The organism is Archangium sp. Cb G35, assembly GCF_001896145.1.
In the GTDB taxonomy this organism is placed as follows: domain Bacteria; phylum Myxococcota; class Myxococcia; order Myxococcales; family Myxococcaceae; genus Archangium; species Archangium violaceum.
Window position 1 is genome coordinate 401,058 of sequence record NZ_MPOI01000013.1, and the last position, 26,782, is coordinate 427,839.

At 67.7% G+C, this 26,782-nt stretch carries 25 protein-coding genes; 12 read left to right on the forward strand and 13 right to left on the reverse strand.

Annotated elements, in window-relative coordinates; all coding sequences use genetic code 11:
* Positions 1–322 precede the first annotated feature (322 nt).
* From BO221_RS36445 to ptsP, 6 genes are read left to right on the forward strand one after another with little or no spacing between them, the layout of a single operon-like run.
* A complete protein-coding gene (locus tag BO221_RS36445; RefSeq protein ID WP_073565444.1) occupies positions 323–775 on the forward strand; it encodes a PTS sugar transporter subunit IIA in 453 nt (150 codons plus the stop codon).
* 33 nt (positions 776–808) lie between these two features.
* Entirely contained in the window at positions 809–1,294 is a 486-nt protein-coding gene (locus tag BO221_RS36450; protein ID WP_073565445.1) for a PTS sugar transporter subunit IIB, read from the forward strand.
* Between the two features lie 4 nt (positions 1,295–1,298).
* Positions 1,299–2,015, forward strand: coding sequence for a PTS sugar transporter subunit IIC (locus BO221_RS36455; protein WP_073565446.1), 717 nt, complete (start codon positions 1,299–1,301; stop codon positions 2,013–2,015).
* A complete protein-coding gene (locus BO221_RS36460; RefSeq protein ID WP_143195888.1) occupies positions 2,012–2,779 on the forward strand; it encodes a PTS system mannose/fructose/sorbose family transporter subunit IID in 768 nt (255 codons plus the stop codon). The genes BO221_RS36455 and BO221_RS36460 overlap by 4 nt, the downstream gene beginning before the upstream one ends.
* Positions 2,780–2,804: 25 nt before the next feature.
* Entirely contained in the window at positions 2,805–3,083 is a 279-nt protein-coding gene (locus BO221_RS36465; RefSeq protein WP_073565448.1) for an HPr family phosphocarrier protein, read from the forward strand.
* A 41-nt stretch (positions 3,084–3,124) separates the two neighbouring features.
* Entirely contained in the window at positions 3,125–4,888 is a 1,764-nt protein-coding gene (gene ptsP / locus BO221_RS36470; RefSeq protein WP_073565449.1) for a phosphoenolpyruvate--protein phosphotransferase, read from the forward strand.
* Positions 4,889–5,011: 123 nt separating this feature from the next.
* Here ptsP and BO221_RS36475 read toward each other — a convergent pair whose 3' ends face one another.
* Together BO221_RS36475 and BO221_RS36480 are read right to left on the reverse strand one after the other, a co-directional pair.
* Complete coding sequence (locus BO221_RS36475; RefSeq protein ID WP_198956257.1) at positions 5,012–5,530, reverse strand: MgtC/SapB family protein; 519 nt, start codon at positions 5,528–5,530, stop codon at positions 5,012–5,014.
* A gap of 6 nt (positions 5,531–5,536) precedes the next feature.
* Positions 5,537–6,130 carry an MXAN_6521/LA_1396 family lipoprotein gene (locus BO221_RS36480; RefSeq protein ID WP_073565450.1) on the reverse strand — a complete coding sequence of 198 codons (594 nt, stop codon included), beginning with the start codon at positions 6,128–6,130 and terminating at the stop codon, positions 5,537–5,539.
* Positions 6,131–6,263: 133 nt separating this feature from the next.
* Here BO221_RS36480 and BO221_RS36485 point away from each other — a divergent pair, with 133 nt between their 5' ends.
* The 3 genes from BO221_RS36485 to BO221_RS36495 all read left to right on the forward strand — a co-directional run bounded on the left by BO221_RS36485 (position 6,264) and on the right by BO221_RS36495 (position 8,446).
* Complete coding sequence (locus tag BO221_RS36485; RefSeq protein WP_073565451.1) at positions 6,264–6,683, forward strand: nucleotidyltransferase family protein; 420 nt, start codon at positions 6,264–6,266, stop codon at positions 6,681–6,683.
* Positions 6,680–7,096, forward strand: a complete 417-nt coding sequence (locus tag BO221_RS36490; RefSeq protein WP_073565452.1) for a DUF86 domain-containing protein — start codon at positions 6,680–6,682, stop codon at positions 7,094–7,096. The genes BO221_RS36485 and BO221_RS36490 overlap by 4 nt, the downstream gene beginning before the upstream one ends.
* 117 nt (positions 7,097–7,213) lie before the next feature.
* The gene (locus BO221_RS36495) at positions 7,214–8,446 is read left to right on the forward strand and encodes a type I restriction enzyme HsdR N-terminal domain-containing protein (RefSeq protein WP_073565453.1); all 1,233 of its coding nucleotides are present in this window, start codon (positions 7,214–7,216) and stop codon (positions 8,444–8,446) included.
* A 55-nt stretch (positions 8,447–8,501) separates the two neighbouring features.
* On the opposite strand, the gene BO221_RS36500 is transcribed toward BO221_RS36495, so the two are convergent.
* The 9 genes from BO221_RS36500 to BO221_RS36540 all read right to left on the reverse strand — a co-directional run bounded on the left by BO221_RS36500 (position 8,502) and on the right by BO221_RS36540 (position 19,880).
* Positions 8,502–9,527 carry an inorganic phosphate transporter gene (locus tag BO221_RS36500; RefSeq protein WP_073565454.1) on the reverse strand — a complete coding sequence of 342 codons (1,026 nt, stop codon included), beginning with the start codon at positions 9,525–9,527 and terminating at the stop codon, positions 8,502–8,504.
* A complete protein-coding gene (locus BO221_RS36505) occupies positions 9,527–10,153 on the reverse strand; it encodes a DUF47 domain-containing protein (RefSeq protein ID WP_073565455.1) in 627 nt (208 codons plus the stop codon). The genes BO221_RS36500 and BO221_RS36505 overlap by 1 nt, the downstream gene beginning before the upstream one ends.
* A 106-nt stretch (positions 10,154–10,259) precedes the next feature.
* The gene (locus BO221_RS36510; RefSeq protein ID WP_073565456.1) at positions 10,260–10,613 is read right to left on the reverse strand and encodes a response regulator transcription factor; all 354 of its coding nucleotides are present in this window, start codon (positions 10,611–10,613) and stop codon (positions 10,260–10,262) included.
* A 64-nt stretch (positions 10,614–10,677) separates the two neighbouring features.
* Positions 10,678–10,965 carry a hypothetical protein gene (locus BO221_RS36515; protein WP_073565457.1) on the reverse strand — a complete coding sequence of 96 codons (288 nt, stop codon included), beginning with the start codon at positions 10,963–10,965 and terminating at the stop codon, positions 10,678–10,680.
* A gap of 23 nt (positions 10,966–10,988) precedes the next feature.
* Positions 10,989–12,515, reverse strand: a complete 1,527-nt coding sequence (locus BO221_RS36520; RefSeq protein ID WP_073565458.1) for an aminotransferase class V-fold PLP-dependent enzyme — start codon at positions 12,513–12,515, stop codon at positions 10,989–10,991.
* A gap of 24 nt (positions 12,516–12,539) precedes the next feature.
* Entirely contained in the window at positions 12,540–14,153 is a 1,614-nt protein-coding gene (locus BO221_RS36525; RefSeq protein ID WP_143195889.1) for an FGGY-family carbohydrate kinase, read from the reverse strand.
* Positions 14,154–14,275: 122 nt separating this feature from the next.
* A complete protein-coding gene (locus BO221_RS36530; RefSeq protein ID WP_073565459.1) occupies positions 14,276–16,933 on the reverse strand; it encodes an RND family transporter in 2,658 nt (885 codons plus the stop codon).
* A 184-nt stretch (positions 16,934–17,117) separates the two neighbouring features.
* Entirely contained in the window at positions 17,118–19,214 is a 2,097-nt protein-coding gene (locus tag BO221_RS36535) for a site-specific recombinase (RefSeq protein ID WP_073565460.1), read from the reverse strand.
* Between the two features lie 90 nt (positions 19,215–19,304).
* Entirely contained in the window at positions 19,305–19,880 is a 576-nt protein-coding gene (locus BO221_RS36540) for an ABC transporter substrate-binding protein (RefSeq protein ID WP_073565461.1), read from the reverse strand.
* 245 nt (positions 19,881–20,125) lie between these two features.
* On the opposite strand from BO221_RS36540, the gene metK reads away from it, so the two are divergent.
* Both metK and ahcY read left to right on the forward strand, forming a co-directional pair.
* Positions 20,126–21,307 carry a methionine adenosyltransferase gene (metK, locus tag BO221_RS36545; protein WP_073565462.1) on the forward strand — a complete coding sequence of 394 codons (1,182 nt, stop codon included), beginning with the start codon at positions 20,126–20,128 and terminating at the stop codon, positions 21,305–21,307.
* A gap of 92 nt (positions 21,308–21,399) precedes the next feature.
* Entirely contained in the window at positions 21,400–22,707 is a 1,308-nt protein-coding gene (gene ahcY / locus BO221_RS36550; RefSeq protein WP_083681918.1) for an adenosylhomocysteinase, read from the forward strand.
* Here ahcY and sthA read toward each other — a convergent pair.
* Together sthA and BO221_RS36560 are read right to left on the reverse strand one after the other, a co-directional pair.
* Positions 22,673–24,091 (reverse strand): Si-specific NAD(P)(+) transhydrogenase, encoded by a 1,419-nt coding sequence (sthA, locus tag BO221_RS36555; RefSeq protein ID WP_073565463.1) that lies wholly within the window; start codon positions 24,089–24,091, stop codon positions 22,673–22,675. The genes ahcY and sthA overlap by 35 nt on opposite strands.
* Before the next feature lie 115 nt (positions 24,092–24,206).
* On the reverse strand, positions 24,207–25,025 hold the full coding sequence (locus tag BO221_RS36560; RefSeq protein WP_073565464.1) for a penicillin-binding transpeptidase domain-containing protein: 819 nt from the start codon (positions 25,023–25,025) through the stop codon (positions 24,207–24,209).
* A 367-nt stretch (positions 25,026–25,392) separates the two neighbouring features.
* On the opposite strand from BO221_RS36560, the gene BO221_RS36565 reads away from it, so the two are divergent.
* Complete coding sequence (locus BO221_RS36565; protein WP_073565551.1) at positions 25,393–26,742, forward strand: glycoside hydrolase family 1 protein; 1,350 nt, start codon at positions 25,393–25,395, stop codon at positions 26,740–26,742.
* Positions 26,743–26,782: the final 40 nt, after the last annotated feature.

Sequence of the window (26,782 nt, forward strand, 5' to 3'; positions counted from 1 at the left end):
AGGGCCGGGTGAGGATTGAGCCTCCGCGCGCTCACACCCCCTCCCGCGCATCTCCTCCTGATGGGTGGCAAGATGCGCGAGCGGCCCGGCGCTCCTCCCGCCTGTCCCTGCCTCCTCGTCTGGCAGACGACAGCGGCTCGTCCGAAAGAAGGTGAAATTGCGGGCGGGGGGCCGGAAGCTGACTTACCTTCCTTCTGCAAGGGAAGGTGGGTGGGAGTGGGGTGGTGGCTTGGGTGCCAACGGAAACTTTCGGTGGGGGTTGCGCATCGCACCATTCAGGCGTAGTCAGGTCCAGCCCTGGGGGGGCTGGTGAGAGGTGATCATGGTCGGCCTCGTAGTGGCATCGCACGGACGTCTGGCGGACGAGCTGGTAGCGACCGCTGAGCAGATCGTGGGCAAGCTGCCCGCGGTGGCGACCTGCAACATCGAGCCTGGAACCTCGGTCGAGGAGCTCCGGGCGAAGATGCGGCAGGCGGTGGCCGCCTTGGATCAGGGCGACGGCGTCATCGTCATGGCGGACCTCTTCGGCGGTACTCCGTGCAAGGAGTCGCTGATGATGTGCTCGGAGCGCTGTCAGTCGGGCAAGCTGGAGGTGCTCGCGGGCGTGAACCTCCCCATGCTCCTCAAGGCCAATTCCCTGCGCTCCGAGGACCTGCCCCTGGCGGAGATGGCCAGCCAGCTGGCGTCCTATGGACAGCGCAACATCACCTGTGCTTCAGCCCTGTTGCGCGAGGCCCAGCAGCGTCAGCCGCAACCTCCCGCGCCGCGAACTTGACGGCCCCCCGAGGGTGGGCGATTCGAGACTGCTGTGATCACCCTGGTCCGCGTCGACAACCGCCTCATTCATGGACAGGTCGTCGAGGCCTGGCTCCCGCATTTGAAGGTTTCTCGCGTCGTCGTGGCTGACGACGAGGCGGCCAGCAGCCCGTTGGTGCGCGCCGCCATGGCCCTGGCGGTGCAGAGCGCCATCGAGGTGCAGATCTTCCCGCTGGCGCAAGTGGACTTCGCCGGCCTCTCCAAGGACTCCGTCAAGACGCTGGTGCTGCTGCGCGACGTGGCGGCGGTGCCCTTCGCGCAGGCGCACGGGCTGAAGGTGGAGCAGCTCAACCTGGGCAACGTGCACTTCGGGACGGGCCGGCGGCAGGTGTCGCCCTCCGTCTTCCTGGCCGAGTCGGAGCTGCAGGCGCTGCAGCGGCTGGCGGACGAGGGCGTGAAGGTGGAGGCGCGGGCGGTGCCGGCGGAGAAGCCGGTGGAGCTGGCGGACCTCAAAGAGCGTTGGGGAAAGGCGGGGTGAGGCCGTGAGCGTGGGCTGGACCCAGGTCGCGCTCGCCGGCGTCTGGGGCGGCCTCGTCGCGGTGGAGCGCAAGGCCTTCCTGCAGGCCATGTTCTCCCGCCCGCTGGTGGCGGCCACCGCCATGGGGCTGCTGCTCAACGACGTGCCCTCCGGCCTCTTCATCGGCATGTTGTTGGAGCTCTTCCACCTGGGCACGGCCAACCTGGGCGCCTCGTTGCCGGACAACGACACGCTGTCGGCCACCGGTACTTCCGCCGCCGCGGCCACCATGGCGGCGGCCACCGGCGCCGGTTCCACGCCGGCCCTCTGGTCCATCGCCATCCTGCTCTTCATCGGGCTGGCGCGGGTGGGCCTGCTGGTGGACCGGGTGCTGGAGCGCTACTCGTCGCGCCTGGCGCGCAAGGCCATGGCCTCGGCCGAGGCGGGCCAGCTCACCCGGGCCATGCAGCAGAACCTCTGGGGCATGTGGCCGCACTTCGTCCTCTTCGGGGCGATCACCGCCGCGTGCGCGCTGGTGGGCTTCTTCCTCGGGCCGCTGCTGGAGCGGCTGCCGTTGCCGGCGCTGCGGGGCCTGGCGTGGGCCTACCCGGCCATGGCCTCGGTGGCGGCCTCCATCGCCGCGCGGGGCAGCCATGCCCGGCGGGCCCCCCTCTTCGCGGGCCTGGGCGCGGGGCTCGTCACCCTGGCCGTGCTGCTCGTCCTGCTCCGGGGGTGCCTGTGAGCGTCGTCAGCCCGCCCCTCACCCGAGGAGTGCTGCTGCGCGTCTTCCTGCGCTCGCTCTTCCTGCAGGCCTCGTGGAATCCCCAGGGCATGCAGAACCTGGGGCTGGCCTACGCCATCTACCCGGCGCTGGAGCGGCTCTACCCGGACAAGCAGGCACTCGAGGAGGCGGTGCGCCGCCACCTCGTCTTCTTCAACACCCACCCGTACGTGGCGGCGGCCATCGTGGGGGGCGTCCTCTACCACGAGCAGCGGATTGCCCGGGGCGAGGAGCCGCCGGACCGGGTGGTGGCCTTCAAGGCGGCCCTCATGGGGCCCCTGGCGGCGCTGGGGGATGGTTTCTTCTGGCTGTCGCTCAAACCGGCCACCGGGGCGGTGTGCGCGGCGCTGGTGCCGATTCTGGCGGCGTGGGCGGCGGTGCTCTTCCTCGTCCTCTACAACCTCGTCCACCTGACGCTCCGGGCCCGGTTGTACTTGCTGGGATTGACGTTGGGGGACAGGCTGGTGGAGGCGGTGGCGAGGGCGAATCTTCCCACCCGGGGAGCGAAGCTGCGGGCGGTGGCGGCGGCGTGCGCGGGGGGGCTGGCGGCCTGGCTGGCCGTCACCTTCGGGGCCAACGCGGGCGGCCGCTTCGCGCCCCTGCTGTCCGCGGGCTGCCTGGCCCTGGGGGTGGTGTCCTACCTCCTGGTTGCCCGGCGGGTTCCGAACTACGTGGTGCTCTATCTCGCCGCGGGACTGGCCTGTGTGGCGGGTGCCTTTTTGTAGAGGAAGAGGAGAACAGGGACTGGCAATGTCGAGCGTGGCCGAAGGGACATTCGAGATCATCAACGCCCTGGGGTTGCATGCCCGGGCGGCGGCGCAGCTGGTCCAGGTGGCCAACCGCTACAAGAGCGAGGTGACGCTCCTGTGCGAGGGCCAGAAAGCCAACGCCAAGTCCATCATGGGCGTGCTGATGCTGGCGGCGGCCCAGGGCATGGAAGTGACGGTGACGTGCAAGGGAGACGACGCCGAGGCGTGTCTCCAGGACATCCAGAAGCTCATCGCCAACAGGTTCGGCGAGTCGCAGTGAAGCCAGGTACGCGGCGAGCCGCCGCAGACGAAGAAGGGACCGTGAGCAGCCAGGCCACCCCCACGTTGAGTCTGAAGGGCATCGGCGCCTCTCCGGGCGTGGCGGTGGGCCACGCCTACATCCTGGACCGCAAGCGGGTGCGCACCCCCAAGCTGCGGCTGGCCGAGGCCGAGGTCGATCCCGAGCGCATGCGGATGAAGACGGCGTTGGACCTGTCCGACCGCCAGCTCTCCGAGCTCAAGGAGCAGATAACGCGCTCCGAGGGTCCCGAGCACGGCCTCATCATCGAGGCGCACCGGTTGATGCTCCACGATCCCATGTTCGTGGACGAGGTGAACCGGCTGATTGTGGAGGACCGCATCAACGCGGAGTGGGCGGTGCGGCGGGTGGCACGCAAGCTCAAGCACCTCTTCGACAACATTCCGGACGAGTACTTCCGGGAGCGGCGCTCGGACGTGGAGTACGTGGCGGACCGGGTGGTGCGCAACCTGATGGGGCAGGTGGTGGACGAGGAGGTATCGCTGCCGGACCACGCGGTGGTGGTGGCGCATGACCTGTCGCCCGCGGACACGGCGATGATGGCGCGCAGCGGGCGGGTGGCGGGCTTCGTCACGGACCTGGGCGGCCAGACGAGCCACACGGCGATTGTGGCGCGCGCCCGCTCCACGCCGGCGGTGGTGGGCGCGGGCCGGGCCAGCGAGCAGATTTCGCCAGGAGACCTGGTGGCGCTGGATGGCTCGCGTGGCCTCGTCCTGGTGAACCCCACGGAAGAGCAGTTGGCGCTCTTCCACGAGACGATGCGCCGCCACGCGGAGATGGAGGCCCGGGCGTTGGAGGCCAAGGATCTGCCGGCGCAGAGCACGGATGGCTTCCGCATCCGGCTGGTGGGGAACATCGAGTTCCCGGAGGAGATCTCCTCGCTGTTGTCGCACGGGGCGGAGGGCATCGGCCTGTACCGCACCGAGTTCATGTTCCTGGACCGCAAGAGCCCGCCGACGGAGGAGGAGCAGTACCGGGCCTACCGGCAGGTGCTGGAGGCGATGGGCGGCAGGCCCGTCACCATCCGCACGCTGGACCTGGGCGGGGACAAGGTGCCGGGGAAGACGAAGCACGAGAAGGAGCCCAACCCGGCCATGGGGCTGCGGGCCATCCGCTACTGCCTGGCCAACCGGGAGTTGTTCCGGGTACAGCTGCGCGCGCTGCTGCGGGCGAGCGTGCACGGGAACATGCGGATGATGTTCCCGCTCATCTGCGGGATGAGCGAGCTGCGCGAGGCCCGGAGCGAGCTGGAGGCCTGCCGCACGGAGCTGGGGCGTGCGGGCGTTCCACTCGGCAAGCGCTTCCAGGTGGGCATCATGGTGGAGACGCCCAGCGCGGCGCTGATAGCGGACCGGCTGGCGCAGGAGGCGGACTTCTTCTCGGTGGGGACGAACGACCTCATCCAGTACTCGCTGGCGATCGACCGGCAGAACCGGGACGTGGCGTACCTGTACAAGCCCCTGCACCTGTCGGTGTTGCGCTCGCTGAAGAACATCGTGTCGGCGGCGAAGGGCGCGGGCATTCCGGTGGCCATGTGCGGCGAGATGGCGGGCGACCCCATCTACGCGCTGGTGCTGCTGGCGCTGGGCTTCGACGAGCTGTCGATGACGGCGGGGCAGATTCCCACGGTGAAGGGCATCATCCGGGAGTCGAGCCGTGCGGATGCGGAGCAGTTGCTCGAGACGGCGATGGAGCTGACGACGGCGGAGGAGATCGAGCGTTTCATCCGCACGGAGATGGACCGTCGCCTGGGCGAGCAGCCGTGAATACCCACCCCTGAGACTCCACCCCTCTCCCCTCGGGAGAGGGTCGGGGTGAGGGTATCGAGCCCCCCAGGTTGAATCCGCGTGAAGCCCCCTCTCCCTCTGGGAGAGGGCTGGGGTGAGGGTCTACTTCCGTGGCTTCTCCGGGTTTGGACTGTCCTCCGCGGCCAGATCATGATCGGCGAGGAGCCCATGCCGCTTGCGGAAGCGGTGGATGGCGTGCTCGAGGAAGCGCAGGCCGACGAGGGCGAAGAGGGCGAGCCCGGTGGTGGCGAGGGCGAGCACGGGGGCGCCCATGCCGGCGGCGAGGCCCACGGAGGCGGTGAGCCAGAGGTTGGCGGCGGTGGTGAGTCCGCGGATGCTGGCGCCATGGCGGAGGATGGCGCCGCCACCGAGAAATCCGATGCCGACGACAATCTGACTGGCGATGCGGGTGACGTCGGCCCGGACCTCCTGGTGCGTGTCTGCTCCGAGGGACTGCTCGGCGAAGAAGCTCGTCAGGGTGAAGAGACAGGAGCCGAGGCAGACGAGGATATGGGTGCGCAGACCCGCGCTCTGCCCGCGGACCTCGCGCTCGAAGCCGAGCGCGAAGCCGAGCCCGAAGGAGATGCCGAGCCGGAGGAGAGCGGTGTCCTGGTCCACCATGGAGGGTTACTCCCCGAGCTCGATCTTCTCATCGACATCCGCGTCATTGAGGGTGGGGCGGGGGAGGGTGTCGAGGGTGGCGCTGAGGAGGCGGAAGGTGGGGCCGACGTAGGGGGCGACCTCGGCGCCGAGCTCGTTGGTGTACTGGGCGGTGAGCTCCTTGTAGCGCTCGTCCTCGGAGGGCCAGCTTCCGGCGGCTTCGGCGGCCCAGACCTCCTGGCCGTCACGGCAGCGCAGCAACTGGGCCTTCACGTCGGCCTCCACGCCATTGCCGGAGCGCTTCACGTTGGGGGCGAGCCAGAGGATGCCCTCGACGCCCTCGACGCACAGCCCCTTGTGGGAGGTGTCCTCGGGGTTACCGGCGAGGGCGAGGTTGGCCTTGGCGATGAAGTCGCGGTTCTGGTTGACGTAGCGGCGGGCGATGAGGCTCCACAGCTCGCCGACCTCCTGCTTGCCGTCGGGGAGCGGCTGGGTGACCACGGCCAGCCGCTTGACCTGGGTTTTGTCCACGGTCTCGTAGTCGGGGCGGACGCGGCTGCTCTTCACGGTGGCACAGCCGGCGAGCAGCACGAGTCCCAGAACGAGCGCGAGTCGATTCATCGTCGGTTTCCTCTCCAGAGGGGCGCCCGTTTCTACACCACGCCTTGGATGGGGCGTGCGGAATGAGAATGGGAGGGGCCTGAGGAGAGGAGGAGGTGGAAGATGGGAGACGGTATCCTTATCCTTGGGAATCATGGACGCCCTGCTCCAGAAACTTCGCGAAAGCCTCGCGGTCCGGGGGGATGTTGCGTTCGCCGTGCTTTTTGGCTCGGGAGCCCGGGGGGCGCTGAAGCCGTCGAGTGACCTGGATCTGGCACTTCGGCTGGAGCCGGCGCCGGATGCCTGGGAACTGGGCGGCCTCGTAGCGGACCTGATGAAGGCGACAGGGCGCCGGGTAGACGTGGTGCTGTTGCCCCAGGTGCGCTCCGCCTTGTTGCGTCATGAGATCTCCAAGGGGGTGCTCCTCTTGGGGGATAAGGACGAATGGATTGAGTTTCGGCAGCAAGCCATGCGGGAGTGGCGTGACTTCGAGCCGAGGTTCCGCCGCTACACGGAGGCAGGACTCCGGAAATTCCTGAGGGAGCAGGGAGAACAATCGGGGCAGCGCCGATGAAAGCGGTCGTTCTGAAGAAAGCCGAGCGCTTGCGCGAGCGCCTGTCGCTCATCGCTCCGCTGGCCACGGTCACTCCCGAGGTTTTCATGGCGGAGCGGCCGAGGCGCGACCTCTGTGCCTTCTATTTGATCCTCGCCGTCGAGGAGTGCCGGGACCTGGCGGAACACCTGATTGCCGAGAACGCCTGGGGCGCACCGGAGTCGGCGGGCGAGGAGTTCGAGTTGCTCGCCCAGAAGGGGGTCATCGACACGGCACTCGCCCGCCGCATGCGTCAAGCGGTGGGATTGCGCAACCTGTTGGTGCACGAATACGCCGAGGTGGATTGGGGTCGTGTCCATTCGGCGGCCAATGACCTCTCGCGCTTGAGCGAGTTCCTCGCGGCGGTGCTGCGATTCTCGGGGCTGCAACCTTAGACCCCTCATCGCCCTCATTGCGACTGGCGTCATTTGGGGCCTGGAGTCTGGTGCAGTAAGGTCCCGAGTGTTCGCTGTGACACGTTTGCGCCTGCACCAAGGCGTGAGGGGGAACGAATGGGACTCAGTGAGGATTTGAGGCAGCTCTCGGAGCAGGTGAAGAAGCGGCAGGCCTTCATCAAGGGCGAAGAAGCCACGAAACAGGCCCTCATCCTGCCTTTCCTCCAGGTGCTCGGTTACGACGTCTACGATCCCACGGAGACCCAGCCAGAATACGTGGCGGACTTCGCCAAGAAGCGGGGTGGGGTGCTCGAAAAGGTCGATTACGCGCTCCACCTCAAGGGGCAGCCCGCGCTCTTCATCGAGTGCAAGGCCGCGGATGCTGCACCCGAGGACCATGATGGACAGCTCTCGCGGTACTTCAACGCCACGCCGTCGGTGCGAATCGGTGTCGTGACGAATGGCATTCGCTACCGGTTCTTCACGGACCTCCAGGCGCAGAACATGATGGACTCCGTGCCGTTCATGGAGTTCAACATCCTCTCGTTCACCGAGCGGGAGGTCGAACTCCTCCGGCCTTTCACGAAGGAGGCATTCAACTCCGAGTCCATCCAGGGGCATGCGGAGGAGATCATCTTCGTGGGCAAGGTGACGGCACTCATCAATGAGCTGCTGCGCAATCCTTCCGAGAGCTTCGTCCGGTTCCTGCTCGCCGAGGTGGAGCTCGTTTCGGGCCGTGTGACGAAGAATGTGGTGGAGCGGTTCATCCCCATCGTCAAGAAGGCCATCCAGACGACCCTGCTCGACATGATGACGAAGTCGATTCAGCAGGAGATCGCTCTGCCCAATGTCCAGGTGGTTACGCCTGTTGCTGCTCCGCCCGCTCCACCGTCCGCCGCGGAATCGCTCCAGGCGGCTGCCAGTGCGGTCGAACCGTCCTCCGGTGCTCAGATCGAGACGACCGAGGTGGAACTGGAGATCTTCCGGATCGTCCAGCGGATCTGCGCGGAATCGCCCATCAAGCAGACCGTTGGCTACAAGGACTCGGCGAGCTATTTCGGCATCAACTTGGGCAAGGTGACTTCCTGGTTCTTGCGTGCCTTCACCAATGGCAAGAAGAAGTCCCTTGTGTCTCGTGTTCCCCTCGAGCAGGCCTTGATGCTGGCGAAGGGCTTCGAGGTGGAAGCCACTCCCGAAAGCATCGGCAAGAGCCGCGTGTACTTCAACGCCCCGAGCGATATCGAGAAGCTGCGGGCGCTCGTGCTCGTTGCGTACGAGGATGAAGTGAAGCGTCAGAGCTCGCCGGTGCCCGACGGGGGCGACTCTTCGACCGAGGTCGTGGCGAGCTGAGCTGGGGCGTGACTTCGGGAAGCGGGAGGACGGTGCCTCCCGCCTCTCGGGGAGCTCACCCCACCGCCATCACCACCAGCCGGGACAGTCCATAGACGAGCACAGCCATGAGCGCCGAGGCGGGGATGGTGAACACCCACGCCCAGATGATGCGGCCGGCCGTGCCCCACTTCACCGCGCGCCAGCCCTTGGTGGAGCCCACGCCCGTGATGGCGCCCGTGATGGTGTGTGTGGTGGACACCGGGATGCCCAGCTTCGCCAGCGCGATGATGGTGACACCTCCACCCGTCTCCGCCGCGAAGCCGCCAATGGGCGCCAGCTTCGTGAGGCTGTGACCCATCGTCTTCACGATGCGCCACCCTCCGAAGAAGGTGCCCAGCGCGATGGCCGCGTGGCACGAGATGATCATCCACCAGTCGATGTGGAAGGGCCGGTCCTTCCAGATGGTGCCGAAGAGCACCACCGCGATGATGCCCATCACCTTCTGCGCGTCATTGGTGCCGTGGCTGTAGGAGAAGATGCCCGACGACACGAGCTGCAGGCGCCGGAACCACGTGTCCACCTTCAGCGGCGTCTGTTTGTGCACCGTCCACGTGCTCACCACCATCAGCGCCGTGCCCAGAATCATGCCGATGAGCGGCGAGAGCACGATGAAGGCGGCGATCTTCGCGATGCCCGCGCCCACCAGCCCCCTCATGCCGAGCACCGGCAGCGTGGCGCCAATCATTCCCCCCGCGAGCGCGTGCGAGGACGAGGATGGCAGGCCCCACCACCACGTCAGCAGGTTCCACGCGATGGCGCCCATCAGCGAGGAGAAGATGACCAGCAGCACCGCTTCCGAGCCCGCGGCCCGCAGCATGTCGAAGTCGATGATGCCCTTACCCATGGTGTTGGCCACCTGCACCCCACCGCCGAACGCGGCGATGAAGTTGAAGAAGGCCGCCCACGCCACCGCCAGGTTCGGCGACAGCACGCGCGTGGACACCACTGTTGCAATGGAATTGGCCGCGTCGTGGAAGCCGTTGATGAAATCGAAGATGAGCGCGACCGCGACGATGAGAACGACAGCCGTGAGCAGCATTACGAGTGCTCCAGGACCACGCCTTCGATGACGTTCGCCACACCCTGGCACTTGTCCGTGGCCGTCTCGATGAGGTCGTAGATCTCCTTCCACTTGATGATCGTCAGCGGGTCCGCGCCGCTCTTGAAGAGCCGGCCCAGCCCCGCGCGCAGGACCTCGTCCGCCTGCGTCTCCAGCCGTTTGATCTCCTTGCAGCCGGCGAGGATCTGCTCGGGCTTCTTGATGAGCCGCAGCGCCGCCACCACCTCCTGCACCTTCTCGGCGCTGATCACCAGCAGCCGCGCCAGCTCGGTGGCGTCCGGCAGGCTCGACTGGATCTCGTAGTAGTGGATGCGGCTCGCCGCCGCGTTGGCCAGGTCCAGCACGTCGTCGATGCGCGACAGCAGGGTGTGGATCTGCGCACGGTCGAACGGGGTGATGAACTGCTTGTGCAGCCGGTTGAAGGCGGTGTGTGTCACCTCGTCGCCCTTGTGCTCTATGTCCTTCAGGGCCTGCACCCGGGCGCCCACGTCCCGGAAGTCGCTCAGCAGGGCATGCAGCATGCGGGCGCCTTCCACCGTGACAGCACACTGGGCATCGAAGTCGTCGAAGAACTCGTCCGACTTGGGCATCAGCTTCTCGAGCATCGCGCTTCTCCTGGGCCGGACTTGACGCGTCCCGTCACCCATCCGTTGCGAGGGCGTGACTACAACACCTGCGCATAAGTACCAGCATGAAAGATGTGTTTAGGCTTCAGGGAGCTCGTAGCAGCGCTGTTACCCGCGCCACCACCTCCTGCACCTTGAAGGGCTTGAGGATGACCTCCACCCCCTGGACACGGGCGTGGGCATCCGGACGGGCGGAGAGCACCAGGACGCGCAGGGAGTGCGTGGCCGGGTCCGCCCGGAGCTGGCGGTACAGCTCCGCTCCATCCATGTCGGGCAGCATCAGGTCCAGCAAGACCAGGTCCGGGAGGCCCTCGCGCACCCGCGCCAGGGCTTCCGCTCCTGTATGCGCCTGGGTGGTGGTGAAGCCCGCCCGCCCGAGGTTGTACGCCAACAGCCCCGCCAGGTCCGGTTCGTCATCGACGATCAGGATGTGCGGCATGCGCGGACTGTAGGGGCTCCGGCTTCACGCGCTCGTGACACTTCTGTGACAGCTGGGCCCGAGGTCACGGCGTCGCCGCGTCCGACGGCTCCCAGGTGATGTAGGCCACCGCCTCGGGCACGTTCTTCTTCAGCTTCGCGCACGAGACGGGAACCAGCGCGAAATTGGAATTCGCACCGGCGACACGGAGGAAACAGCTCTCCGTGCGAGGGTCGATGATGTACCGGTGGCTTGAATCGAGCTCGACGACCCCGAACGGCGCCTGACGCTCGAGATTCGTGGAGGCGTACTGCGCGTGGGGGGCCACACAACCCGTGGCCCCCAGGGCCATGACAAGGAGCAGTTTCCGCATGAGCGCAACACTACCGCGAGCGCTCAGACCTTGTAGATGAGGTCCATGTACTTCTTGAGCAGGTCGCTCAAGAGGCCGCGGAAGGGCACGGTGCCCGCCATGCCGTAGACGGGGGCCATGGTGCCCTTCTCCTCCGGGTGGGCGCGCACGTGCTCGACGGCGGCCTTCAGGTCCTCGAGGAAGCGCTCGGCCACCCCGGGCTGCGTGTGCCGCTGGGTGACGCACAGGTGCACCGCGGCGGGCTTGTGCAGCCCGTTGAGGCTCCAGCCCTTCTCACCCATGTGCTCCATCACCTTGTAGATGTTCACGTCGTCCGAGCCGAAGGCGATGACGAAGAGCGGCTCGCCGAGCACGTGCATGCCCGGGATGGCGCGGATGCCGCGCTTGATGACGTCCGCCGCATCGAGGATGCGCCGGGTGGCATCCAGGTAGCCCTCCTCACCGGTGGATACCAGTGAAGCCCAGGCGGCCGCGATGAGGGCCCCGGGCCGGCTGCCGGAGAAGGTGGGGGAGAAGTAGATGCCGCCGGGCCACTCGGTGGCGGTGAAGTACTGGAACGAGCGCAGTGCGGTGCCCCGGTACAACACCACGGACGTGCCCTTGGCCGCGTAGCCGAACTTGTGCGTGTCCGCGGACATGGTCGTCACGCCGGGCAGCCGGAAGTCGAACTCCGGCACCGGGTAGCCCAGCTTGCGCGCCCACGGCAGCACGAAGCCGCCCAGGCACGCGTCGGTGTGGAAGCCGATGCCCCGCTTGCGCGCCAGCTCCGAAAGCTCCTCGATGGGATCGATGACCCCATGCGGGAACCCCGGCGCCGAGCCGATGAGCACGATGGTGTTGCGGGTGATGGCCTTGCGCGTGGCCCTCACGTCCGCGCGGTAGTCCGGCCCCACGGGCACGCGCACCATCTTGATACCGAAGTAGTGCGCCGCCTTGTCGAAGGCCGGGTGCGCGCTGGAGGGAGCCACCATCTCGGGCCGGGTGATGCCCTTCGTGTCGTGCGCCCAATCCCGGTACGTCTTCATCGCGAGCATGATGCTCTCGGTGCCGCCCGAGGAGAGCGCGCCGCAGATGTGCTCCTCGGGAGCCCGGCCCGCGTTGGCCTCGGCGGCGCCGAGCATGTGGGCCGTCATGGCCACCACCTCGGCCTCGAACTTGGTGGCGCTCGGCCAGAGGTCCGCGTGCAGCGGGTTGGCCTGCGAGTTGATGGCATACACGCGGTTGAGGAAGTCGATGTGCCCGGAGTCCCCGTGGTACACGGCGCCCGACACGTAGCCGTCCTTCCAGCGGTCCTCCTCCTTCGCGCGCAGCTCCTCCATCTGCTTCAGCACGTCCTCGCGCGAGAGGCCCTTGGAGGGAAGCGTGTCGAAGGTGGGCGTCTGGCCGCGGTAGGGCTTCAGTCCGCCCTCCATCCCGGCCAGCATCGAGTCCGTTTCCTTCTCCAGCCGCTCGCGCAGCAGGGGGATGTTCTTGAGGTACCGCTCCGCCGTCGACAGCAGCCGGGGCGGGACACGGTTGAGGAGGTTGTTTCCGAGCTCGGGCAGATCCATGGTTGGTGTGCTCCCGTGGTCGGCTCAGGCGCTCCGGGCGCGGTTGAGCCGTGCGAAGATGGCCTTGTTGGACTTGTAGAGGTTCACGAATTCGCCGAAGAGCTCGTCATAGAGCCCCCGGTTCTGGGGATTGGGTTCGAAGGTGTTCGCCACGGGGACGAGCGAGGGAATCTCGTCCACCGTGAGGTGCCCGAGCGCCAGTGCCGCCTGGAAGGCCGCGCCGCGTGCGTTGGCGAGCACGGGCTCGTCCACCTGTTGGATGCGCCGGTCCAGCACGTCGGCGATGATCTGACACCACAGCCGGGAGCGCGCCCCGCCACCGATGAGGCGGAGGGAGTCCAGCCTGCGGCCGACGAACTTCTCCACGTAGCTGAAGAGCCAGCGGGAGTTGTAGGCCACGCCCTCGAGCACGGCGCGCACCATGTGTCCGCGCGTCGTCTTGAGGGACTGGTTGAAGAAGCCGCCGCGCAGGTGGTGATCATCCACGGGGCTGCGCTCGCCGTTGAGCCAGGGCATGAAGATGAGCTGGTCGCTGCCCGCGGGGACACTCGCGGCCGCCTTCTCGAGCAACTTGTAGAGGTCCGCCGGGGCCTGGCCCGGGTGGCTGGCATCGCCGTACCGGGCGAGCTCCTCGTGGCCGAAGAGGATGTTGTCCTTGAGGAAGGACAGACAGAGGCCGGCGGACTCCTGCTCGTTGGTGAGGATGTAGCGTCCCGGGAGCGCGGAGGGCAGGGTGCCCATCTGGTGGAAGACGTCCGTCTTCTTGAAGGGCAGGTGGCAGGCGATCCACGCGGAGGTGCCAACGCACAGGTGGGCCTCGAAATCGCGCACCGCGCCCGAGCCCACGGCGGCGGCGAGGATGTCCGGGGCCCCGGTGATGACCTGGACCTTCTCGCTCAATCCCAGGGCGCGGGCGGCCTCGGGCTGGAGCGGGCCGAGCACGCTGGCGGCGGGCACCAGGTCTGGCAGCTTCTCGCGCGGCAGGCCCGCGAGCTGGAGCAACTGCTCGGCGTAGTGGATGCGCTGGAGGTCCCGGTTGTCGGTGACCCAGTGCAGGGTGATGGTGTCGTAGGAGGAGGCGAAGCGGCCGCTCAGCCGCAGGTTGAGCCAGTCCTTGGGCTCCAGGAACTTGTAGGTGTTCCGGTAGAGCTCCGGGTGCTCGCTCTTCAGGTAGAGGATGTGGCCGAACGGGTCCTTCCCCGAGAGGGTGGGCGCACCACCGGTCAGCCGCACCCAGGTGACCAGGCGGGAGATGCCGAAACCCTCGACGGGCATGAAGCCGTGGACGGCGCGCCGCACGTGGGGGGCGCCGCGCGAGTCCATCCAGATGATGGCGGGATGCAGGGGCTTGCCGCGCTCGTCGACGGCGACGGTGCCGGACCACTGGGAGCTGATGTTGATGCCGACGATGTCGTCCGCGGAGACGATTCCCTTGTCCAGCAGGCGGCGGGTGGCACGCACGATGGCGGACCACCACGCCTCGGGGTCCTGCTCGGCGCCACCCTCGGGGAGCAACTGGACTGCTTGTGGCTCCACCTCTCCGCCGAGGATGGTTCCGCGGAGGGTGACGGCCGCCAGCTTCACGGCCGATGTCCCGAGATCAATGGCCAGGATGGAAGGGTTACCGGAAGTGGGCACGCCGGTAATGTAGCGAGCCCGGGCCAGGAAGGGACAATTCGTGTCACCTTCTCCGGAACCCGGGCTCTTTCTCACTTCACGAGACCCGGTTGTTTCCGGGTCCCTGTCTCAGCGGGAGTGCTTCAGGCCGCCTCGGACTTGTCCTGGCCGGAGGGCTGCCCGCCGGGGGTGTGCACCACGCCGTTCTTCAGCTTGGGCGGCAGGCGGTCCCACAGCACCTGCATCACGGCGGCGAGCACCGTGAAGGACACCACCAGCGTGGTGATGAGGCCGATGCACGCCACGACGCCCATGGACTTCAGGCCGTTGTGGCTGGCCACCATCAGGGCGGCGAAGCCGGCGGCCGTCGTCAGCGTGGACGAGGCCACCGCGGCGCCCACGCTGCGCAGCGCCACCACGGGCGAGGTGCCCTCCAGGAAGCGGTGCAGCAGGTAGAGGCCGTGACTCACGCCGAAGCCCAGGAGGATGGGCAGGATGATGATGTTCATGAAGTTCAGGTGCAGATCGAACATCGTCATCAAGCCCAGCATCATCGCCAGACCCACCGTGAGCGGGATGACGGAGGCCAGCGCCAGCTTCACGTTGCGGAAGTCCAGGTAGTGCATGACCAGAATCCAGAGCGTCACCAGGAGCACGGTGAGCTGACCGTCGCCGAGCACGATGCGCGCCAGCCGCGCGAAGAGCTGGGCGGCGCCCGCGGCCCGGCGCACCTGCGCCTCGGCGATGACGTTGCCCTGCGCGTCCTTCACCTCGGGGGTGGGGATGTGGTTCGTCTGGTCCACGAACGTGAGCATCTTCTTGCCGTCCCACAGGTCCACGCTCGGGTAGATGAACGTGAGGTAGCCGTGGTTCTCCGGCTTCGTCTCCGGCAGGTGGCGGAACTGCGAGGCGTAGATCTCCGGCACCCCGTGCACGTCATACGGCCGGGCCTCCAGCATCTTCATGAAGAGGGCCGCCTTGTCCTGCACCTCGGGAGGCAGCGCCGCCACGTCGATGTCCTTCAGCTCCTCCTGCCACTCCTGGAGGATCTTCGTGTTGGCCGCGGCGCGCTCCGGGGGCGGCACGAAGGTGTAGATGCTCACCACCTGATCGACGGCCGAGTACTTCGTCTTGCGCTTCTCCGGATCCTCGAGCTCGTCGTAGATGGCCTTCGCCTCCTCCAGCGTCTTGCTGTAGACGGCGATGGGATCGGCGGACATGTCGAAGCGCTGGCTGATCTCATCCTGCAGCTTCACCGACGACTGGCCCTCGGGGATGAGGGCGCGGCTGTTGTAGTTGAAGCGGATGCCGGCCTTGATGCGGTCCGCGAAGGAGGCGGGCTTGTCCGTGGGCACGTCCACGTCGCTCCACGGGACGGCGAAGACGCACAGGATGGCCACGATGACGGTGCTGATGGCGAGCATCAGGCCCGGCTTGGGAATGCGCAGCTCCTTGCCCGTGGTGGCGTTCTGGGTGGCCGGCGGCTTCATCTCGCCGATGAGCTTCTTGGGCAGCTCGGGGTTGATGCGGCCCGCCAGCGCCAGCAGCGCCGGGCTCCAGGCGAAGAGCAGCACGCCGATGATGAAGGTGCCGCAACCGGCCAGGAAACCGAACTGGCTGAAGCCGCGGAACTCGCTGACCATCAGCACGAAGAACGAGCCCGCCGTCACCACCGCGGACACCAGCGCCGGCCGGCCCGCGTTCACCACCGCGTCCTGGATGGCCTGGTCATACGGCTTGCCCTGGCCCAGCTCCAACCGCGTGCGGAAGATGAAGTGCAGACCGTAGTCGATGCCAAACCCCAGCAGCAGCGCGCCGAGGATGCTGGTGATCATGTTGAGCTCGCCCACGGTGACGTAGGTGAAGCCCATGGTGATGATGGTGCCAATCACCGTGCCGATGGACACGATGAGCGTGGGCACGATCTTGCGGAAGGCCAGGATGGTGATGAAGAAGATGGCCGCGAACGCCAGCAGCGACACCGGCTCGAGCGACTCCTCGATGGCGTACGAGTCGTCCACCGCCGTCTTGTAGGAGCCGGTGAAGCCGTAGGCCACCAGCGTCTTGTCGCCCATCTTGTCGTAGTCCTCGACGAGCTCCACGCCGCCGGCCTTCTCGCTCTTGGAGTAGGCCGCGAGGTCCTTGCGCAGCTTCTCGACGTAGACCTTCGTCTTGCCGAGCTGGTTGGAGTCCCACATCGGCTTGATGAGGATGAGCATCATCTTCCGGTCCTTGGAGATGTAGTAGTCATCCCGGATGCTCTTCTTGCCGACGCTGCTGTACTTGTCGACGAGGTCCTGCATCTCGAGCTTCACCGGCTCGGTCTTCTGGATCTCGATGAAGAAGGGGTTGTTCCGGCGCAGCTGATCCTTGAGGTACGCCATGATGCGGCGCTTGCCCTCGGCCAGGTCCTCCGTCTTGATGAAGAGGCCCATCTGCTGCTGCACGAACTCGACGGGCACCTTGTAGGTGATGAAGCGGACGTTCTCCTTGTCCGCCAGCAGCCCGGCCGCGATGTCGTCGGCGGCCTTCTTGAGCGTGGCCTCGTCGTCGGCGCGCAGGCCCATGATGAGGTAGCCGCTGCCACCGACCATGTCGATGACGCGCTTGACGTCCTTCACCTCGGGCAGATCCTGCGAGATGAGGTCGAGCTGGTTCGAATTGATGGTCAGCTTCGTGGTTCCCCACAATGCCGCGCCGGTCAGCGCGAGGATCGCGAGGATGACGAGCCCGGGCCTGCGCACCAGCATCCTGGCGTAGGCGAGAGCAAAGCGGGGCGTCTTGTGGGTCGAGTCACTCATGCGGTCGCGGACCCTACCGGAGAACCGACCGCATCAGAAGCACGCTGACATCCCTCGGCTGCCCGGCTGCCGCACCCCCCTTTCCCTCTCGGAGGGGCTTGGGCTGAGGGTCGAAATATTCCCGGATTCTGGGACCGGGATTTCAGCCAGGGTGCACGTGGAAATCCCTCACTCCGGCCCGCGATCAGGCCCTGGGGGGTAACAGGAAGGCGCGGGGCTCACGCAGGAAGCGCGCGCTCATCAGCCGCACCAGCCGCACCACGTCCCTCACCGGCACGTCCCGCGCCCGCAGGGCCACGCCGAGGGCCAGCGAGAAGGACACCGCGAAGTTGATGGCCAGGGTGACTCCGATGCCCCCCAGGGCCGCGAGGAAGTCCGGCTGTAGCACCGCCGTGGGCCCCAGCGCGTAGCCGGCCAGGCACAGCTGCCCGAAGGACAGCGTCACGTGCCGCACGTCCAGGGGCAGCCCGAAGAAGTGGCCCACCACCGGGGGCAGTGCCAGCAGGATGCCAATGCTCACGTTGCCCCCCAACCCGGCGATGTTCCGCGAGAAGAGGCCCGCCAGTTTCTTCGCCCCCGCGTCGCCCAGTACCCGCCGCAGCGTCCGGTGGTGCGCGAGCGCCTCGGGGATGCGCCGGTACACCGCCCAGTTCTCCAGCCACCCGGCCACGAGGCTGGACAGCCACAGCAGCACCCCCGTCAGCGCCGCGTAGAAGATGGTGCCGCTGCGCCACGGGTGGAGTGCGTCCACCACGTAGTGGGCCTGTGCCGTGTTGAGCAGCGGGTGCCCCTTCCACCAGGCGAAGAGCATCGACAGCCCCACCGCCGCCGGCAGCACGGTACCCATGTTCGCCAGCGCCGTGGCGATCTGCGAGCGGGTGATGCGGGGAATCAGCTCCATCAGGTGCGACAGCCGCCCGCCCGAGCCGGTCTGGCCGATGGCGCTCCCCAACGCGGCCGCCGTCATGGACGGCTGCTTGGTGGCCAGCGTGGAGCCCGTCACCTGCATCATCAGGAAGCTGCCCACGTAGGTGCCCGCCAGCACCAGCCCGTAGAAGAAGGGCGCCAGCGCGAGCGTGGCCGCGTACAGCTTGAGGATGGCCGTGACGGCGGTGATGAGCCCGCCCCCCGCCGCCGAGTGCACCATGTGGTGGTACTCGTCCCGCGTGGTGGTGATGTAGTGCTCGCCCGAGTGGCCCGCGCGCTCGATGACCTTGCGAGCCAGCAGCCGTGCGTTGCCCGCCACCACCGCCCGCACCGAGCGGTCCGTGTGCGCCCGGCGCAGCAGGTCCGTCATCAGCACGAGCCCCTCGCGCCAGCGCGCCTCACCCGGCTCCGCGCCCAGTACCCGGGCGATGGCCTCCATCCGCTCCAGGCTCCGGCGGATGCGCTCCAGCCGGTACACCAGGTCCACGCTCACCCCGTACTGCTCGAGGTGGCTGGAGACGATGTCCACCACCTGCCGGCACTCCTCGACCACGTCCCCGAGCTCCCGCAGCGAGTCCGGGGCGGCGTCGCGTGCCAGCACGCCCTCGCACACGCGGCGCAGCTTCAGGAAGGGCGAGGAGCGGAAGGACACCTCCGGACAACGGTCCCTCACGTCCTCGGCCAGCCCCAGGGCCGCTGTCTGCACGGCGAGCAGGCCCAGCGCATCCACCAGCGAGGTGCGCACCATCATCAGTGGCCCCCGCACGGGAGGCTGGGTGCCGCTCTGCAACAGGGCGGAGAGCCGCGCCAGCAGCTCCGGCGGCAGGCCCTCCAGCCAGTCCGCGTCTCCAGGGTCGGGGAACAGCCGCAGCAGCAGCTCCGAGAGCTGGTGGTTCTCGGGCGGCGGGGGCAACAAGCGGCGGGCGAGCCGGTCCGAGACCTCGTCGAGGAAACCCAGTCCGGTGGGCAGGCCCACCTGGGAGAAGAGCTTCAATCCGCTCGTCGCGGACGTCACCTCGCGCACCAGCACGGCCACGGGCTCGCGGGCCGAGGCTCTCGCCTCCAACACACGGACCCACAGGGCCAGGCGTGTCACCGCCGCGGGCGCCTCGGGCTCGATGGGCTCCATCAAGCCGAGCGCGGGCATGGGGTCCCTCAGCCAGGCGACCCAGCGCTCCACCCACTCCAGGCGGGCCTCCAGGCCCTCCGAGGGCACATCGGCCAGCAGGTGCTGGAGGTCCCTCACGGCGGGGTGGCCCGGGGCACGTGGGGCGAACTCCACACAGAAGGCGTCCACCTCGCGGGAGGAGCGTCCTTCTCGCACGGGGACGGGCTGGGGCAGGGGACGGGACATCGGTCCGTCCTCTCTACTTCACCTGTTCCCGAGTACAACCGGCTTCACCTCCGGGCGCCCGTCTGCCCGGCTCCCGGAGGTGGAATACGGCTACTTCTTGCTCAGCTCGGCTTCCTTCGCGCGCATCAGCTCCAGCAGCTTGTCCCAGCCGCCCTGCTGGAAGATGGGGCGCACCTGGTCGTCGCGGATGCCAGTGAGCATGGAGTCGCCGAGCACCGCCACGTCCAGCACCTTCCAGCCGCCCTGGCTCTTCACCACGATGTACTGGAGCTTCATCTCCTGCTTCTTCAGCGGGTGCTCGATGACGACGGTGGACTTCACGCTCGCCTTGTCGCCCTCCACGGCGGGGTCGTCATAGGTGATGGAGGCGAGGTTCTTGAAGTTCTCGCGCACCTTGGGGAAGGCGATCTTCGCGAAGAGGCTGTGGAAGAGTTTGGTGAACTCCTTGCGCTGGGCGTCGGTGCCCTTCTCCCAGTCCTCGCCGAGCAGGAAGCGGCCCTGCTCCTCGTTGGCGAGCTGCTTGAGGGCGGTGTCGTCCTTGCTGTAGCGCACGGACTGCACGACGGTCTTCACCGGCTTGGCCACGGGCTCGTTGGGCGCGGCGAGCGCGGGGAGGGCAAAAGCGAGGGTGGCCAGCAGGGTCAGGGAGCGGAGACGGGCGTTCATTCAAGTCCTTCCTTCAGAGGGCTGCCTCTGTAGCGCAATGGAACGGTTGGGAGCGCGCGAAATTCACGCGGCGCCCGGCGCGGGGCCCGGGGGCCAGGCCGCCTGCACGGTGTGCTCGAAACACCCCTTTCAGGCGAATTTTCCCCCTGTCTTCCGGGTTTGACTCTCCTGGAGCCCAACGTCTAGTGTCCCTGCTCTTCTAAGCCGTTGACGTGGGCCGTACCCCCTCCGAAGCCGAAGACGACATGCCGACCGACTACCTGTTCACCTCTGAATCCGTCACTGAAGGGCACCCGGACAAGATCGCCGATCAGATCTCCGACGGCGTGCTGGACGCCATCCTCTCCAAGGATCCCCAGGGCCGCGTGGCCGTGGAGACCCTGGTGAAGACGGGCCTGGCCATCGTCGCCGGCGAGGTGACCACCAACTGTTACGTCGACATCCCGAAGATCGTCCGCAGCACGATCTGCCGCATCGGTTACACCGACAGCTCCATGGGCTATGACGGCAACACCTGCGGCGTCATGGTGGCCATCGAGGGCCAGAGCCAGGACATCGCCCGGGGCGTGGACAACAAGAAGGAGCAGGGCGCCGGCGACCAGGGCATGATGTTCGGTTTCGCCTGCGACGAGACGCCGGAGCTCATGCCGGCCCCCATCCACTACGCCCACGCGCTCACCAAGCGCCTGGCGGACGTGCGCCGCAAGACGCACGACTGGCTGCGCCCGGACGGCAAGAGCCAGGTCACCGTCGAGTACCGCAACGGCCGCCCGGCCCGCATCGACGCGGTGGTGGTGTCCACGCAGCACTCGGATGACGTCTCCAACAAGCGCATCCACGAGGCCATCCGCGAGGACGTCATCGCCAAGGCGCTGCCCAAGAAGCTCATCGACGCCAAGACGAAGATCTACATCAACCCCACCGGCCGTTTCGTCATCGGCGGCCCCATGGGCGACTCGGGCGTGACGGGCCGGAAGATCATCGTGGACACCTACGGCGGCATGGGCCGTCACGGTGGCGGCGCCTTCTCGGGCAAGGACCCGTCCAAGGTGGACCGCTCGGCGGCGTACATGGGCCGGCACATCGCCAAGACGGTGGTAGCCGCGGGCCTGGCTCACCGCTGCGAGGTGCAGGTCTCCTACGCCATCGGCGTGGCGGACCCCGTGAGCGTGCTGGTGGACACCTTCGGCACGGCCACCGTGCCCGAGGAGCGCATCCAGCAGGCCATCCGCCGCACGTTCGGCCTCAAGCCGCGGGAAATCACCGAGTACCTGGACCTGCTGCGGCCCATCTACCAGAAGACCGCCGCGTACGGTCACTTCGGCCGCTCCGAGAAGGAGTTCTCCTGGGAGCGCACCGACAAGAAGGACGCCCTGCGCGAGGCCGTGGCGGGCCCGGCCGGTACCTCCCGGCTGAAGGCCGTCTGAGTCGACGCTGAACGTCCCTAGTGGTTGAAACGCGCGTGAGCCCCGGTAAGGCTCACGCGCGTTTTCATTTTCTCCACCCCGGAAGGATTCCCATGGCGAAGGTCGTGAGCCTCAAGAAGCGGGCGAAGGTCAACCAGGCGCCGGTGCACGCGGACATCAAGGACCCCCTCCTGGCCGGGAAGGGCCGTGGCCGCATCGAGTGGGCCGGCCGCACGATGCCGGTGCTGAGCCGGATCCGCGAGCGCTTCGCGAAGCAGAAGCCCCTGAAGGGCGTGCGTCTGGCGGCGTGTCTGCACGTGACGGCGGAGACGGCCAACCTGGTGATCGCCCTGAAGGAGGGCGGCGCGGAGGTGGCCCTGTGCGCCTCCAACCCGCTGTCCACCCAGGACGACGTGGCGGCCTCGCTGGTGGTGGACCACGCCATCTCCGTCTTCGCCATCAAGGGCGAGGACAACGACACCTACTACCGCCACATCCACGAGGCGCTGAACACCCGGCCCCAGCTCACCATGGATGACGGGGCGGACGTGGTGGGCGTGCTGCACAACGAGCGCACGGAGCTGCTGGAGCACGTCATCGGTGGCACCGAGGAGACCACCACGGGCGTGGTGCGCCTGCGCGCCATGGCGAAGGAGGGCGTGCTGAAGTACCCGATCATCGCCGTCAACGACGCGAAGACGAAGCACCTCTTCGACAACCGCTACGGCACGGGCCAGTCCACCATCGACGGCATCATCCGCGCCACCAACCGGTTGCTGGCCGGCAGCGTCTTCGTGGTGGCCGGCTACGGCTGGTGCGGCCGGGGTCTGGCCATGCGCGCCCGCGGCATGGGCGCCGACGTGGTCGTCACCGAGGTGGACCCCACCACCGCGCTCGAGGCGGTCATGGACGGTTTCCGCGTCATGCCCATGAGCGAGGCGTGCCGCATCGGCGACTTCTTCTGCACGGTGACGGGCAACATCGACGTCATCCGCCAGGAGCACTTCGAGAAGATGAAGGACGGCGCCATCGTCTCCAACTCGGGCCACTTCAACGTGGAGATCGACCTGAAGACGCTGCACAAGATGGCGAAGGGACGCGCCATCCTCCGCGAGTTCGTGGAGGAGTTCACCCTCAAGAACGGCAAGCGCATCATCGTCCTGGGCGAGGGCCGTCTCATCAACCTCGCCTCCGCCGAGGGCCACCCCTCCAGCGTGATGGACATGTCCTTCGCCAACCAGGCGCTCGCCAGCGAGTTCATGGTGAAGAACCACCGCAAGCTGGAGAAGAAGGTCTACGCGGTGCCGGAGCACCTGGACCAGGAGATCGCCCGGCTGAAGCTCAATGCCATGGGGGTGAAGATCGACAAGCTCACCCCCGCGCAGGTCAAGTACCTGGGCTCCTGGCAAGAAGGGACCTGACCTTGTCCAGCGCGTCGTAGGTGGCCGTCTTGTAGGCCTCGGAGAGCGTGGGGTAGTTGAAGCACGTCTCCACGAAGAGCCGGGCGCTGGCGCCCGTCATCAGCGCCAGCAGCCCCACGTGCACCAGCTCCGAGGCCTGCTCACCCAGCACGTGCACCCCCAGCAACCGCAGGTCCTCGCGGCGGAAGAGCAGCTTCAGCAGCCCGTGGTTCTCGCCGATGATTTGACCGCGCGGGTTGGTGGAGAAGGCGGCCCGGCCCACCACGTAGGGGATGTCCCTGGCCCGGAGCGCTTCCTCCGTCTCGCCCGCCATGGATACCTCGGGGATGGTGTAGATGCCGTAGGGCAGCACCGACGCCATCCGGTTCGCCTCGAGCCCGAACGCGTGCATCACCGCGATGCGCGCCTGCTCCATGGACGTGGACGCCAGCGCCGGGAAGCCGATGACGTCCCCCACCGCGTAGATGCCGGGCACCGCCGTCTGGTACTCGGGCCCCACCTCCACCTGGCCTCGCGCGCCCAGCTTCACGCCCACCGCCTCCAGCCCCAGCCCCGCCGTGTTCGCCGAGCGCCCCGAGGCCACCAGCACCTGGTCCACCTCCAGTTGCTCGCCGTCCTTCAGCGTCAGCCGGATGGGCGCCTTCAGGTCCGGTGGCACCTCCACCGCCTCCACCGTGTGCCCCAGCCGCATCTTCACCCCGAGCGACTCCATCCGCTTCTTCAGCAGCGCGGAGAGCTCATCGTCCAGGAAGGGCAGCAGCTCGGGCTTGGGGTCCACCAGCGTCACCGCAATGCCCAGCGCGGCGAACATGCACGCGTACTCGGAGCCGATGACGCCCGCGCCCACCACCACCAGCGCGCGCGGCAGCACCTGGATGTCGAGCAGCTCGTCCGAGTCGTGCACGCGCGGATCGCCAAACGGGTACAGCGGCGGGCGGTAGGGCGAGGAGCCCGTGGCCACCAGGATGACGTCCGCCGTCAGCCGCCGCTCCGGCTGGCCCTCGCGGCTCACCACCACCGTGTGCGCGTCCGCCAGCGTGCCCTTGCCGTACACCAGCTCCACCCCGTGGCGCTTCAAGTCCTCGAGGATTCGGTGGCGCTCACTGCCCTTCACCCTACGCTCCCGGTAGAGGAAGTCCGAGACCGTGGTCTCGTGCGGCAGTTGCGCATCCACCCCGTACAGGCCGCGCTGGCGGAAGCCCGAGAGGTACAGCGACGTCTCGCGCAGCGTCTTGGAGGGCAGGGTGCCCGTGTTGGCCGCCGTGCCGCCGGGCACCGGCTCGCGCTCCACCACCGCCACCCGCTTGCCGTGCAGCGCCGCGTGCACCGCGCCCTTCTCGCCAGCGGGGCCGGAGCCGATCACCACGAGGTCGAAATCCGCCATGGCTCGGACCCTACGCGAGCCGTCCGGTGGGGCGGAAGGGTTCTGTGCTCGGCCGGGCCGCCTCCCGTTCAGGAGACGGCCCGCCGCCGTGCTTCGCGTATGGGTGACTCGCCGCTCAGTAGGGGTGGTCCTGTTCCTCGAGGACGCCGAGCCGTTGCAGCTCGTCCGCGGCCGCGTGCAGCGCCACGGGGCCCTCGAGGTGCTCGCCCGTGACGAGGCTCGCGAAGACGTACTCGCCTTTCGGTGAGCGCACGTGCCCCACCAGCCAGCTCACGTCCCCGTCCTCCTTCGTGTGCGTGGCGCCTGTTTTTCCGCTCACCACCGCCCCCGTGCTCCACGGGCCCGCCATCCGCTTCGTCCTCTCCGTCACCGTCTTCGGCGTGTACTCCAGCATCCGCTTCACTGTTTCCCGCGTCCGCTCGCTCACCGGCAGCTCGTTCCGGTACAGCTTCGCGAGGAATCGCACCTGCTCCTCGGGGGAGATGCGCAGGGGTTTTTCCAGCCAGAAGGCCGTGAGCTCACCGGAGACGTCCTCGTTGCCGTAGTTGAAGCGGTGCAGCCAGTCCTTCATCCGCTCGCGGCCAATCTCCTTCGCCGTCCCCTGGAAGAACCACACCGCCGAGTAGCGGATGGCGGACTCCAACGAGTGGTCCCGGTTCCAGTCGGCGATGGAGCGCTTCTGTCCGTCCCACTTGCGCATCGCCGCCGGGTCCTTCACCACCCCCGTCTCCAGCGCGATGAGCGCGTGCGGCACCTTGAAGGTCGACGCCGGTGACGTGCGCTTCTCGCAGCGCTTCGCGTCATTGCGCTTCAGCTCCCCCGTCTTCAGGTCCAGCAGCACGAAACAGCCCGGGTGTTTCGATGCAGGCTCGGATGGCTGGGCCAGGGCGGGGGCGGTCAGGAGCAACAGCGCGGGGAGGAGGGCTCGGATCATGGTGTCTCCAGGGTGGAGGGTTGGGTGCTCGGCCCTGAAGCAAGGTGTGGGCCAGAGTCGTTTCTTGGGGCACAGGTGGGAGCACGGAGACGGGCACCCTCACCCCGTCCCTCTCCCGGAGGGCGAGGGGCAGGGGGCGCAGTGGGGTTGGAGGGGGCGGAGTGTGGTCCCGGGGCCACGGCGCGGTGGCTTCCCGCCCGCGTGGTTTCTCAGGCGCTGGAATTGTTGGATAGACTTCCGGACCTGACCCGTCCGCGTCCGCGCCTTCCCACCAGTCAACGCAGCGGGCTCGTCTCACCCGCGTGTCGTGATTCCAAAACCGGGGAATCACTTCCCGCTCGTCAGTCGGGCCCATACCTTGTGTTTCATGGGCACCAATGAATTTCCTCGCGGCTTCACCTTCGGGGTGGCCACCGCCGCTTATCAGGTCGAAGGGCACATCGAGAACGACTGGTCCGAGTGGGAACGTCAGGGCAAGTGCAAGGACCCCAACCACCGCTGCGGCCGCGGCGTGGACCACTGGAACCTCTTCGACCATGACGTCCAGCTCGCCAAGGAGGTGGGCAGCGGGGCGTTCCGCATCTCGCTGGAATGGGCCCGCATCGAGCCCGTCCGCGGCCAGGTGGATGAGGCCGCCGTCGACCAGTACCGCCAGCGCCTGCTGCGCATGAAGGACGCCGGCATCCGGCCCGTCGTCACCCTCCACCACTTCACCCATCCCCAGTGGTTCCACCGGGAAACCCCCTGGCACGAGCCCTCCTCCGTCGTCGAGTTCCGCCGCTACGCCCGCATCTGCGCGCGCATCCTCAAGGGCCTCGACGCCCTCGTCATCACCTTCAATGAGCCCATGGTGCTGCTGCTCGGCGGCTACATCCAGGGCGTCATCCCCCCCGGCCTCACGGATGGGCACAAGTCCATGCTCGCGCTCGGCAACATCGCGCGCTCGCATGTCGCCGCCCGCGAGGAGATCCTCCGCGAGTGCGGCCGGTGTGAGGTCGGCATCTCGCAGAACATGCTCGCCTTCCGGCCGGACCGCTGGTGGCACCCGCTGGACCGAGCCCTCACCCGGCTGGCCTTCGACAACTACAACCACGCCTTCCACCGCGCCCTGACCGATGGCGAGCTGCGCATCCAGATGCCCGGTCTCGCCTCCACGCGCCAGCGCATCGAAGGCGGCCGCGACAGCGTGGACTTCATGGGCATCAACTACTACACGCGTGCCCACCTGCGCTTCGTCCCCAAGCCTCCCTTCCTCCAGTTCCAGTACCGCGACGTCCACAACCGCGGCCTGACCGATATCGGCTGGGAGGACTACTCCGAGGGCTTCTCCCACCTGCTCGTCGAGCTGCACCAGAAGTACGGCAAGCCCATCTGGGTCACCGAGAACGGCATCGACGACCGTCAGGGCGACCGGCGGCCCCAGTACCTCTACAACCACTGGAGCCAGATGCTCAGCGCCGTCCGCCAGGGCGCCGACGTGCGCGGCTACCTCTACTGGTCCCTCATGGACAACTTCGAGTGGCTCGAGGGCTGGGGGCCCCGCTTCGGCCTCTACTCGGTGGACTTCGAGACGCTCGAGCGCCGGGCCACTCCGGCCTGCCACTACTTCCGCCGCGTGGCCCAGAGCGGCGTGCTCGTGGAGCCGGGGCGCGTGCTCGAGCCCTCGAAGTCCGAGGAGCCCATGGCGGCCGTGGCCACTTCCTCCGCCGCCCTCTAAGACGCTGCGACCCGCACTCCGCGTGAGGCGGGCCGCGAGC